Origin of the sequence: Streptomyces corynorhini (assembly GCF_003346515.1) — a bacterium.
In the GTDB taxonomy this organism is placed as follows: domain Bacteria; phylum Actinomycetota; class Actinomycetes; order Streptomycetales; family Streptomycetaceae; genus Streptomyces; species Streptomyces corynorhini.
In genome coordinates, this window is the sequence record NZ_QQNA01000035.1 from 73,247 (window position 1) to 83,068 (window position 9,822).

Consider the following 9,822-nt stretch of genomic DNA (forward strand, 5'->3'; position numbering starts at 1 on the left):
GCGCACCGCGCACCGCGCGAAACGTACGCGGCGACGAGGACGCCTGGCAGCAGCGCGAGGGTCGTGGTCCGGAAGCGCTGCACTCATGACGGGCGATCAGGTCACCGGCGGCCGGACCGGCGAGTTCGGCCGCGCCCGGGAACGGCGCGGGTCCGCGATGTCCCTGTCCGAGGAGCGCCCGGCCCTATCCCAGGAGCGCCCGGCCCTGCCGACGCTGGGCGGCGATCGCCAGGGCCGGGAGGGGGGCGATCAGGAGGAGCAGGACGACCAGATCGGGCAGGGACTCCATGAGCCCGCTCGGCCGGACGACGATCGCCTGGACACGGACGAACGCGAACGCCGCGACGGGGATCAGCCACCGGTAGTCGCCGGTCGCGGCCGTCGCCACCCACGCGGCGAGCAGCGCGCCGACTTCGAGGACGAACAGGCCCCGCTGGAAGGCCGGACTGACGGCGGTGATGTGCAGGCTCCCGGCCACGGACATGGCGAGCGCGACGGGGACCAGCCAGCGGTACGAGTGGCGCCGCAACCGACCGGGACGGCGGGCCGCCGCCAGCACGGCGCACGCGGCGCACAGCATGCCGGACAGCACCAGGTCACGGGCTGTCATCGGGGCGCCGAGCCCGTAGTAGCCCAGGCCCGCCTTGCCCTCGTCGCCGAAGACCGTGTTGTCGTTGAACGTGGCGCCCGCCCAGACCATCGTCACCGCGACCGGCAGCGCGAGCCACGCCTTGCCGCGCAGCAGGGCGATCAGGCAGACCAGCGGCAGCAGCCCGTACGGCAGGAGCCGGGTCCCGCCGGGGCCCCGCGCCCACGGGTACCAGCCGGAGAAACGGAAGGCGATGGCGTGTCGGCCGGGGTCGATGTGCAGCGCCCAGTGCCAGACATCCTGCAGATACGGCACCAGCGCCAGCGCGGCGAGGACGAGAGCGGCCAGTTGGACACCGTCCCGCCACCACGGCCCGCCCGTGTCGTCGACGACGGCGCGGGCGCGGGCCTCCACCCCGGCGCGCGCCAGGGCGACGACCTCGCGCGGCGGGGGCCAGGAGCGGCCGGGATACGCCTCGGCCAGGCAGGTCAGCAGCTCCTCCCCCTGCCGGGAACGGGAGGACCTGGGGTACGCGGCGAGCAGCAGACGGTTCATGCCGGGGCCGCCCCGGCATCCCGCGAGCGGCCGATGACGAAGGCCGCCGCCTGCCGCATCCGCAGTGCCTCGCGGCCGAGGGCCTCGGTGCCGTCCTGGGTGAGCCGGTAGTAGCGCCGCGCCCGCCCGTCCACGATCTCCTCGTGGTCGGCTGCCACCAGTCCGGCCCGCTCCATCCGTTCCAGCGCGCCGTAGAGCGTGCCGACGGCGATCCGCAGCCGCCCGTCGGTGGCCCGCTCGGCGGCCTTGATGATGCCGTAGCCGTGCAGCGGGCCGTCCATGAGCGCGGCGAGGATGAAGTACTGCGATTCCGTCAGGGACGGACTCTGGCGTGTCATACGCCGAGCATATATCGAGCTGCGAAATATGCTCGGCGACGCTCCCCTGGACCGGCCTCGGACCGGCCTCGGACCGGCCCTGGACCGGCCCTGGACGGGTCTACGGGGAGAGAGGAACTCTCCGGGGCCGGGGCCAGCTCAGTCCGGGGCCTGACCCGAGCGGCCGTCGGCAGGCCCGGCAGTCGGACCGGCATTCGGGCCGGTGGTCGGACCGGCAGTCGGATCGGTGGTCGGACCGGCAGTCGGATCGGTGGCCGGATCGGTGGCCGGACCGCCGAACCTCACTCCGGTGAAGTCCCGTCCCATGACGATGTGCCCGTGGTGCACCCCGCCGCTGACCGTGTTGTACACGGCGGATACCGGCCGGTCGTCCGGCAGCGGGGCCAACTCGTCCAGCAGCACGCGCAGTTCCGCCGCAGCGGCGGGGTCGGCGCGCAGCACGCCGCGCAGCCTCGCGCGCCAGAGGGCCTCCACATCGGCGGCGGCCTCCTCGTCGGCCTCGGCGCGGGCGGTGGTCAGCTCCCGCCGGGAGAGCCGCAGTTCCTCCTCGGCGGCGCTCTCCGCGCTCTCGTCGCCGCCCCTGGCGAGGAAGCGCGCCAGCCGCTGCCGCCCCTGCGTCCAGGCGTCCGAGACCATGAGGCCGACGAGCGTCGTGGCCCCCGACGCCGCCAGTGCCGCCAACTCGGCTTCCATCGCTCCCCCTTGTCCTGCGGAATCCGCCGCGAAGTCCGCGCGACGCCCCTGCCGAGTCCGCGCGACGCCCCTCGCGACGTTCACCGTGCGTTCCACCGTAGACACGCTTCGGAGCTTTGGGTAGCGGGCCCGCTCCCCCACCGCCAGGCCGCCGCTTCCCCCTTGTCGCCGCCCCTTCCCTCTTGTCGCCATCTCTACGGCGGGCCGGAACCGTTGAGCCAGAAGGCCCCGTACAGCGCGGAGGAGAGCGCGAGGAGCGTGACGAGCGCCGCCGACAGCGCGGCCGGGCGCTTCGCGAGCCACGCCGCACCCGGGATGAGCAGCGCGAAGGCCGGCAGCAGCAGCCGGGGCTTCGAGCCGAAGTAGCCGGAGGAGCAGAGCGCGAGCAGCACGATCGAGCCGGTGTAGACCCGCAGCGCCAGCGGGACGGCGGGCCGTCCTTCGACGTCCTTGAACCCCCGCGCGTAGACCCAGCACAGCAGCCCGACTCCGGCCAGCAGCAGCACCCCCGCCACGAAGGCGGGCCCCGTCAGCAGATCCACGGTGAACCGCGCGAAGGCGACACCGCCGTCGAAGCCGTTCCCCCAGCCGCCCTGGACCCGGAGATAGCCCCACGGGCTTCCGGTGGTGAGGCCCACCCAGAGGAAGAAGGCGAGGAAGCCGAGCGGGGCCAGCAGCGCGCCCACCACGTCGCCTGCGCGCGGGCGCCCGCGTTCCGTACGGCACTCGTACGCCACCGCCGCCCACAGCGCGACCGCGACCGCCAGTCCGACGGGCCGGGCGAGCCCGGCGAGCAGCGCCAGCACCCCGGCGGCAGGCCGGTGCCGCGCACGCGTGAGGAGGAGCGACCATACGGCCAGCGCCGTGAAGAGGGATTCGCTGTACGCCATGGACTGGACGACGGCGACGGGCACGGACGCCCAGAGGGCCACCGTGAGCAGGGCGGCGCGCGGCCCGTACACGTCCTCCGCCAGGAAGAAGATCCCGGCGGCGGCCAGCACCGAGCAGACCGCGCTGATCAGCAGCCCGGCGTCCGCGTGGTCCACCGGGAGGACGGCCGCCACGCCGCCCTCCAGCCAGGGCAGCAGCGGGAAGAACGCCTTGCTGGAGAGCGTGCGGCCGTCGGGCGCGGCGACTTCGAAGCCGTAGCCGTGTTCGACGATCTGTACGTACCAGAGCGAATCCCAGCGGGCGGAGAGCAGCGTGTACGCGTCCTTGCCACGGGCGTTCGACCACACGGCCAGCACCGCGAGGCCGAGCAGGCGGATGGCGACGAAGCACGCGAGGGCGGGCGCGGCGCGGCGCAGCGCGTCGGCGAGGAAGGGGAAGCGGCTCGCGTGCGCGGGCTCGTGCGCGTGCGCGGGCTCGTGGGCGGGCGCGGGCTCGTGCGCGCCCGCGCTCTTACGCGCGCGCGGGCGGCGGATCTGTCCGTCGCTGTTCACCTGCGCACCCGATCCAGCCTCGTTTCCCCAAGGCCGGCTGTGCTGTCACCCCCGCGCCCCTGCGCCGCGTCCGTGGTGCGGCAGCGCGACGGGGCCCCAAGCTCCGGCTGTGCGTACCGATTTGGGGCCCCGACCGGAACACACTACCTCGGCGGCCCGGACGGGCCCCAGACCTTGTTCAGATAGGTCAGCACCGCCTGGACCCGCCGGTGGCCGCTGTCGCTCGGGGGGAGGTCCAGCTTCAGGAAGACGTTGCCGATGTGCTTGCTGACGGCCCGTTCCGTGATGACCAGGGTCCTGCCGATCGTGGTGTTGTCGTGGCCCTCGGCCATCAGTTTGAGGACCTCGCCCTCGCGCGGGGTCAGCGAGTCCAGGGGCGAGTCACCGCGCCGGGTGAGGAGTTCGGTCACCACCTCGGGGTCGAGCGCCGTGCCGCCCGCCGTGACCCGGTCCAGCGCGTCGAGGAACTCGTCGACGCGGCCCACCCGGTCCTTGAGCAGATAGCCGACGCCCCGCGCGCCGCCGCCCAGCAGTTCGGCGGCGTACGACTCCTCGACGTACTGCGAGAGGACGAGCACCGGCAGCCCGGGAATCTCGGCGCGCGCGGCGAGCGCGGCGCGCAGCCCCTCGTCGCGGAAGCCGGGCGGCATCCGGACGTCGAGCACGGCGACGTCGGGGCGGTGGGTGAGCAGCGCGGGCAGCACCTCGGGCCCGGTGCTCACGACGGCCACCACCTCGTGCCCGGCGGAGGAGAGCAGCAGGACGAGCCCTTCCCGCAGCAGGGCATGGTCCTCGGCGATCACCACACGCACGGCAGCTCCGCTTCGATGACGGTAGGTCCCCCGGCGGGGCTGGTGACGGCGACGGTGCCGTCGAGCGCGGCGACGCGGCGGCGCAGGCCGACCAGGCCGGTGCCGCCCGCCGCGTCGGCCCCGCCCCTGCCTTCGTCGCGCACCCGTACCCGCAGCGCCGTGGCGGTGCGGGCGAGCCGGACCTCGGCGCGGTCGGAGCCGCTGTGTTTCGCGGCGTTGGTGAGGGTCTCGGCGACGACGAAGTACGCGGCGGCCTCGACGGCCGCCGGGGCGCGCGGGCCGTTCCCCGAGTCGCTGAGCCCTTCGGCGCTCACGGTGACGTGGAGGCCGCTGCTGGCGGCGAGCGCCCGGACGGCTCCGGCGAGGCCCCGGTCGGTGAGGATCGGCGGGTGGATGCCGCGCACGACGTGGCGCAGCTCGGTCAGCGCCTCCTCGGCCTGGTCCTGCGCGTCGTCGAGCAGCCTGCGCGCGGCGGCCGGGTCGCGGTCGTAGGCGCGTTTCGCCAGCCCGATGCGCATGGAGAGCGACACCAGTCTGGCCTGCGTACCGTCGTGCAGATCGCGTTCGATCCGGCGCAGTTCGGCGCCGTGGGCGGCGATCGCCCCGGCCCGGGTCTCGGTCAGCTCCTCGACGCGCTCGACGAGCAGGGCCTTGGGCGAGGGCTTGAGCAGGGCGGTCGACCAGGCGGCGTCGAGGTCGGCGAGCCGGCCGATCAGCGGGAGCACGAGGGCCCGGCGGCGCAGCAGCCCGCACCAGAGGCCGTCGAGCACCAGCCCCAGCGGCCACAGTGCCAACAGCGGCAGGAAGAGGAGGATGCCGTAGGCGTAGTGGGCGGCCATCCAGCGCAGGTCGGCGTAGCTGCCGGGGTCGTGGGTGACCGTGCGCAGCCGGGCCCGGAGCGGGCCCGTGACCGGCAGGTACGCCTCCGGGATCTCGCGGCCCGTCCATTGGGCCACCCGGCGCCGCTTGGCCCCGGCTATCCGCCGTACCAGCAGCACCGTCTCGGGCAGCAGTCCGGCGCCGACCACAACGAGGGTGGCGACGGCGGTGAACAGCAGCACGGTGATGAAGAGGTACGAGCCGAAGGTCAGCGCCGCCACGGCGGCGAGCTGGGCGGTGGCGCGCGCCGCCTGTCGTACCGTCTTCCGCATGCCGGTCATTTTAGGTACGTCTCGCCCATCGCTGCGGTGAGGCAGATCTCGCCCATCGGTGCGGCCGGTCGGTGCGCCCGGGACCGGTGCGGCCGGTCGGTGCGCCCGGCCGGTGCGCCCGTCGGGGCGGCCGGGCGGGCGCGCGTACGGGGGTGACCGGCGCGCGGGTGACCGGCGCGGGTGACCGGCGCGGGTCCGTGCTACTTCTCCACCAGCCGGATCGCGGCCGCCGGGCAGATGGCGGCGGCCTCGCGCACCTCTTCGTGCAGCTCGGCGCCGGGGTGCTCGTTGAGCACGACGGCCACCCCGTCCTCGTCGCGCTGGTCGAAGACGTCGGGGGCGGCCATGACGCACTGCCCCGCCGCGACGCACTTCGGCTCGTCGAGTTCCACTCGCATGTCGACACTCATGATCTTCTCCTCGGTGGGGGTGCTCCCGTAGGGGAGCCGTGAGGGTGACGCGGGCCGTCCGGCGCTCGTCGTCCGGCACCGGAGAGGGCCGGGACGGGTCCAGGACAGGGCCGGGTCCAAGACGGGGCCGGGACCAGGACGGGGCCGGGACCCATGCAACCGGACCGGGCTGACGCCTTCCGGCCGGTTACCTGACCGCAAGCGGACGTGACGGGGATCACGTATCGGGGGTGGGTGGGCCGGGCGGTCAGATTCCGAGCCAGTAGCCGAAGCCCTTACGGGTGTGGATCAGGGGCGGGTCCTCCTGGTTGACCTTGCGGCGGAGACGGGAGACGAGTTTCTCGATGGCGTTGTCGGCGCGGTCCTCGCCCCAGACGTGCCGGCAGATCTGCTCCTTGGAGAGGACCTGTTCCGCGTGGAGCAGCAGATGGCGCAGGAGCCGGTACTCGGCGGGGGTGAGGTCGAGGGTGCGCCTGCCCCGGTGCGCGCGGCACGTGTTGTCGTCCAGGGTGAGATCGCCGAAATGCGGGGCCGCGCCGTGCCGGCTCTCGTGGTGCCGGGTGCGCAGCAACGTCTGGGCGCGGGCGAGGACTTCGGCGACGCGGAAGGGTTTGACGACGTAGTCGGAGACCCCGGGGCCGAGGCCGGGGGCCAGGCTGTCGAGGGACTCGCAGGCGGTGAGGAAGAGCAGCGGCGGCCGGTCGGCGACGGGGAGCCGGGGGTAGCCGGAGAAGTGCTTGAGGTCCTCCAGCCCCATGTCGAGGACGACGAGATCGGCCGGGTGTTCGACGAGGCGGGTGAGCGCCTCGGGGCCGGATCCGGCGGTGGCGATGCGGTAACCGGCCAGTTCCATGGTGGTGGAGAGGAGTTCGACGGTGGGAGGGTCGTCGCCGACGATCAGGACGCGTCGCCCCTCGCCACGGGGCGGCGCGGGCGTCCAGGCTCCCCCGTACCCGGGAGTCGCCCCGTCGGCGTTCGCGTACCTGGGTTTCTCGCTGATTTTCCCGTACATGGAAGGACCGTTCGTATAGGGCTGGCACTCCGCCATCGGGGGCTCCCGTGCGCTCAGCGGGGGTCCGCCGCCCCGGCGTGGCCGCCCGTGCCGTTGAGGAAGTCTTCCCCCGCGCCGCTGAGGAAGTCGTCGACCATGCGGCGGAAGAGGGTGGCGAGCTGGTGGAGTTCTTCGGGTGTCCAGTCGCCGAGGGCGAGTTGCATGCCCCGTCGGCTGGCCTGGCGGACGCGGTCGACGGCGTCCTGTCCTGTGGGGGTGAGGCGGATGTGCTGGGCGCGGCGGTCGTCGGGGTCGGGGACGCGGGTGACGTATCCGGCCTTCTGGAGCTGCTGGACCTGGCGGGTGATGTGGGACGCCTCGACGCCGAGCCGTCCGGCCAGCTCGCTGGGGCGCAGCGCGTCGGAGTCGGCCACCGCCCGCAGCAGCGCCACGGCCGCGCGGTCCAGCGGGACACCGGCCAGGGCCATCAGACGCTCGTGCTGCCGCACCCGGTTGGTGAGGTAGGCGATGTGGGTGAGGGACTGCTCGATCGTGATGATGTCGACCGGTACGGGGACGGGGGCGGTGGGCTGCGACGAGGGGGACATGCGCACTACTTTACCATCTACTTGCTTGACTCAAGTAAGTCACTTGTGGTTGCCTGAGTCAAGTAAGCGTACGACCCGGCGACCGGGACCGGTATTCCGACCCGACCGGTATCCCAACCGGTGCCCCCCGGCCCACAGACCGGGACCGTCCCGAGCGGAGGCGGTCCCGCGGCGCCGTCCCCGTGGGGACGGAGGTACGGCGCGGCCCCGGGCCCGGCCCGCGGAGCCTCATGGGTTCCGCGGGCCGGGCCCGGGAGCGATCACCGGGAACGCGCGCCGTCGGTGAGGGGCGCCAGCCAGAGCCCGACCAGCGCGTCGACCAGACCGTCGGCCGCCTGGCGCCAGGAGGAGCGGACCGTACCCGTGCCGTCGGCCAGCGCGCGTTCCCGCTCGGCGCACATGTGCAGGATCAGCTGACGCGACATCATCCCGCGCTCGGCCTGTGCCTCGGGCGGCAGCTGTGGCAGGGCCCGGTTGAAGCCGTCCACGATCCCCTGGAGAGCGGGCGAGGTGAGCGACTCCTCGATCATGCTGTCGCGCAGCGCGGGGTCCGTCATCGCCTGCGCGCAGAACCTGCCGTACCAGGTGGGGCTGCCCAGCGCCTCCAGGTGGTCGGTGATCGGGTGCACCAGACACGACACCCAGACCCGGACGTCGGTGGAGTCGCCCGCCTCGGCCAGCCGCCGTTCCCGCGCCCGTTCGATCTGTACGGCGTGCTTCCGGGCGATGGCCCGCACCAGATCGGCCTTGGTGCCGAAGTGGTAGCCGACCGCCGCGTTGTTCCCCTGCCCGGCCGCCTCGCTGACCTGGCGGTTGGACACCGCGTACACCCCGCGCTCCGCGAACAGCCGCTCCGCCGCGGTCAGGATCAGCTCCCGCGTCGCGCTGACCTGTTCGGCCCGTACGGTCCCGCCTGCCATGCTCACCATCTCACCGGGACTTCACGCAACCCGCCGACCACCAGTCCCTCAAGAGGTCGCAGGTCCTCCACCCTGACAGCGAGTTCGAGCGTGGGCAGCCGACGCAGCAGCACGTCCAGCACGGCCTGCAGCTCGGTACGGGCCAGCGCCTGACCGATGCAGGAGTGCGCCCCGGCGCCGAACGCCAGATGGACGTTGGGTGTGCGGCCGAGCGACATCTCCCCGGCACCGTCGAAAGCCTTCTCGTCCCGGTTGGCCGAACCCATGCTGCACATCACGGTGGTGCCGCGCGGCAGCACGACCCCGGCCACCTCGGTGTCCTCCCCAATGTATCGCGGCATGCCGATGCCGGGGTTGGCGTCGAGCCGCAGCACCTCCTCCACCGCGGAGCGCACCAGCGACCGGTCGGCGAGCAGCTGTTCCCAGCGGCTCCGGTCGGCCAGCAGCATGGCCGCCATCTTCCCGATCATGTTGGCCGTCGTCTCGTGGCCCGCGATCAGCAGCGCCAGTCCGGTGGCCACCAGCTCCTTGTCGGACATGCGGTGGCCGTCGGCGCCGGTGGCGGCCATCAGCTCGCAGAGCAGATCGTCGCCCGGCTCGGCCCGCTTGGCGGCGATGTGCGCACTCATGTACGCGCCGAAGTCGGCCTGCGCCGCGTCGACCTCCGCCTGGGTGTAGCGGGTCAGATTGAGCAGGGCGTCGGACCAGCGGGCGAACCTGTCCCGGTCGGAGTCGGGCACCCCGAGCAGATCGCAGATCACCCACACCGGCAGCGGGAAGCCCACCGCGGCCTTCAGATCCGCCGGTCGGCCGGACTCCACCATGGCGTCGATCATGGCGTCGATCAGCTGGTCGGCCATCGCCTCCATGCCCGGCCGCAGCGCGGCCATGCGTTTGGCCGTGAACCACTTGCTGATCATCCGCCGCCACTGCTGGTGCGCGTCGCCGCCCTGCGGGATCGTCCGCGCCATCTCGCTGTTGAACACACCGCCCGACTCGGTGTCGGAGAGCCGGGCCGCGTCGTCGGCGTCCAGCTGCCGGGTGAACCGCGGGTCGGACAGCACCTGCTTGACGTCCTCGTACCGCGTCAGCAGCGACGCCTCGTCCCCGCTGGGCAGCTTCACCCGGGCCACCGGGCAGCCCTGCCGCAGCCGCGCCCAGTCCGCCGGGGGCTCCAGCGCGGAATCACTGGACAGCGGGTAGCTGAGGACCTGCTCGCCGTGGTCCTGGCTCATCGTGTCTCCTCGGGTCGAGTCCGTTGGGGGGAGGGAGAGTTGAGGGGGAGAGTTGAGGGGTGCCTCTATGTCCTTCGT

General features: G+C 73.3%; 11 protein-coding genes. All 11 read right to left on the reverse strand.

From position 1 onward, the window contains the following. Window positions 1-184: 184 nt before the first annotated feature. Window positions 185-1,144 (reverse strand): hypothetical protein, encoded by a 960-nt coding sequence (locus DVH02_RS06500; protein ID WP_114622724.1) that lies wholly within the window; start codon window positions 1,142-1,144, stop codon window positions 185-187. Continuing rightward, window positions 1,141-1,482 carry a PadR family transcriptional regulator gene (locus tag DVH02_RS06505; protein ID WP_114622725.1) on the reverse strand — a complete coding sequence of 114 codons (342 nt, stop codon included), beginning with the start codon at window positions 1,480-1,482 and terminating at the stop codon, window positions 1,141-1,143. Before DVH02_RS06505 ends, DVH02_RS06500 begins: the two co-directional genes overlap by 4 nt. Window positions 1,483-1,620: 138 nt before the next feature. Beyond that, entirely contained in the window at window positions 1,621-2,175 is a 555-nt protein-coding gene (locus tag DVH02_RS06515) for a PT domain-containing protein (RefSeq protein ID WP_325051332.1), read from the reverse strand. 194 nt (window positions 2,176-2,369) lie between these two features. Further along, window positions 2,370-3,617, reverse strand: a complete 1,248-nt coding sequence (locus tag DVH02_RS06520) for a glycosyltransferase family 39 protein (RefSeq protein ID WP_233518068.1) — start codon at window positions 3,615-3,617, stop codon at window positions 2,370-2,372. 143 nt (window positions 3,618-3,760) lie between these two features. Further along, the gene (locus tag DVH02_RS06525; RefSeq protein ID WP_114622727.1) at window positions 3,761-4,429 is read right to left on the reverse strand and encodes a response regulator; all 669 of its coding nucleotides are present in this window, start codon (window positions 4,427-4,429) and stop codon (window positions 3,761-3,763) included. Continuing rightward, window positions 4,417-5,580, reverse strand: coding sequence for a sensor histidine kinase (locus tag DVH02_RS06530; RefSeq protein ID WP_114622741.1), 1,164 nt, complete (start codon window positions 5,578-5,580; stop codon window positions 4,417-4,419). Before DVH02_RS06530 ends, DVH02_RS06525 begins: the two co-directional genes overlap by 13 nt. 200 nt (window positions 5,581-5,780) lie before the next feature. Next, window positions 5,781-5,978, reverse strand: coding sequence for a ferredoxin (locus tag DVH02_RS06535; protein WP_114622742.1), 198 nt, complete (start codon window positions 5,976-5,978; stop codon window positions 5,781-5,783). 259 nt (window positions 5,979-6,237) lie between these two features. Further along, window positions 6,238-7,002 carry a response regulator transcription factor gene (locus tag DVH02_RS06540; protein ID WP_114622728.1) on the reverse strand — a complete coding sequence of 255 codons (765 nt, stop codon included), beginning with the start codon at window positions 7,000-7,002 and terminating at the stop codon, window positions 6,238-6,240. A gap of 53 nt (window positions 7,003-7,055) precedes the next feature. Then, the gene (locus DVH02_RS06545) at window positions 7,056-7,589 is read right to left on the reverse strand and encodes a MarR family winged helix-turn-helix transcriptional regulator (protein WP_114622729.1); all 534 of its coding nucleotides are present in this window, start codon (window positions 7,587-7,589) and stop codon (window positions 7,056-7,058) included. A gap of 260 nt (window positions 7,590-7,849) precedes the next feature. Beyond that, window positions 7,850-8,509, reverse strand: a complete 660-nt coding sequence (locus DVH02_RS06550) for a TetR/AcrR family transcriptional regulator (protein WP_199566181.1) — start codon at window positions 8,507-8,509, stop codon at window positions 7,850-7,852. A 2-nt stretch (window positions 8,510-8,511) separates the two neighbouring features. Beyond that, window positions 8,512-9,744, reverse strand: coding sequence for a cytochrome P450 (locus DVH02_RS06555; protein WP_114622731.1), 1,233 nt, complete (start codon window positions 9,742-9,744; stop codon window positions 8,512-8,514). Between the last annotated feature and the right edge of the window lie 78 nt (window positions 9,745-9,822).